The organism is Dyella silvatica, from assembly GCF_026283955.1.
In the GTDB taxonomy this organism is placed as follows: Bacteria; Pseudomonadota; Gammaproteobacteria; order Xanthomonadales; family Rhodanobacteraceae; genus Dyella_C; species Dyella_C silvatica.
On sequence record NZ_JAPDPE010000226.1, the window covers coordinates 1 to 1,556 of the forward strand.

At 61.1% G+C, this 1,556-nt stretch carries 2 protein-coding genes; both read right to left on the minus strand.

Annotation, left to right across the window (positions count from 1 at the left end; translation table 11 throughout):
• A partial coding sequence (locus OUZ52_RS22785) for an AMP-binding protein (RefSeq protein WP_266160899.1) occupies window positions 1-433 on the minus strand: 433 nt, incomplete at its 3' end.
• 145 nt (window positions 434-578) lie between these two features.
• The gene (locus OUZ52_RS23090; RefSeq protein WP_425493908.1) at window positions 579-815 is read right to left on the minus strand and encodes an MbtH family protein; all 237 of its coding nucleotides are present in this window, start codon (window positions 813-815) and stop codon (window positions 579-581) included.
• Window positions 816-1,556 lie beyond the last annotated feature (741 nt).

The window sequence follows — 1,556 nt, forward strand, 5'->3', positions numbered from 1 at the left end:
CATGCTGAGCATGCCGGGCGGCTCTCTCTGCCAAGCGATAGTCGTCTGGCTGCGCCGCTAGCGCCGCAGCCACCGATGCCTGGTCCAGATAGAAAAACGGCGCGGCGGATGAGGCCGCCAGCCCGGTGTCGTGCGTGCTCAGCACCAGCAAAGGCTTGGCGTCCTGCAACATCGCCTCGAGCCGGCGCGGCGGGTAGTCAGGATCCAGCGGGAGATAAGCCGCCCCGCTCTTCAGTACCGCAAGCAGGCTGGCGATCATCTCGAACGATCGCGTCAACGCGATGCCTACCAACTGTTCGGGCGCGGCCCCTTGCGCCGTCAGCCAATGAGCAAGCCGGTTGGCGCGGGCATTGAGTTGCGCATAGCTCAGCTGCTGATCGCCGAAACGCAAAGCGACGGCGTCTGGCGCGTAGGCGACCTGCTGTTCAAACATCTGCACTAGCGAAGCGCCACTCGCCCCCGCGCTTCGAACGAAATCAGCGACGCCTCTTGCGGACGCTGTTGTCTCACGGACATTACGCACGTCTACTTCCTTGGATGTGAGTCTTGTATCGGCAGTTCGGTTCGCAGCGCCGGCGTTACCCGCTGGGATGGGTGTGGGCTGCTGCCGAGTCCATGGCTTGCATTCGGCTTGCAGGCCGCATGCCGCACCCGCGCTGATCGATATCGTCCAGGCATGCTTGACGCGCGACAGGCGCCGGAGCCGATGCCCAGCCCGTAGGCGTTTGCGCGAATTTAGGCCGAAGCGAATGCCGGCCTTCAGGCTTGATCAAGACGACAAAAGTATGCTGCTCGTCGTCAAAGAGGTGGGTCATGGCGCTCGCATCCTTGAAGAAAATCCGCCTGTCACATGCAGGCAATACTTCACGCAGGCACTACACAACAACGCTAGCAAGACCTGCCCGCGCCTGACTCCTTCGAGTGGATACTGCAGCTGCTGCTCTACAAGAATCCGTCCAGGGATCATGGCGACCTGCCGCTTGTGGCGGACAGACGCTCGGCGGAGGCGAAAGAGCGCCGGTCAGACGCTACTATCGAGACCTGTTAGTGGCAGTGAATATGCTCCGACCGCAGTATTCACTGATGATTTTTTCATACGGCGAACCCTTAGCAGCGCGCCTGACCACCTCGAATATTCTCGGGACGCTCCATCACCCGTCACACTTGCCCGGCCATGTGGAGCCTCATGTCGGGCGTGACCTGCGGAGCATAGGTGTCAAAGCATTAAGATTTTGTCTTCACACCGTGCGTCACACAACCCAGGTCGCGTAAAGAAATGCGTGCCGCAAAAACCACCGGGTACCATAGCGCCGTTGCGTCGATCCGAACTAAGCATTTCATCACGTTGCGCCTCATCGCCTGGCGCGAAGGGCGACAGCCATTCAACTGCAGAGCGTGCGCGACCACCCGCGCATCTCGGTGAACCTGGGCGGATCGATCTATCTGGCGCAGGCCGCCGCAAAGCGCGGGATCGACACGGCAAGAACCGCTGGATCTATCTCCATCACCTCGTCGGTCGCAGCCAGCATAGGTGTGCCGACGCTGGCGCCTCATGC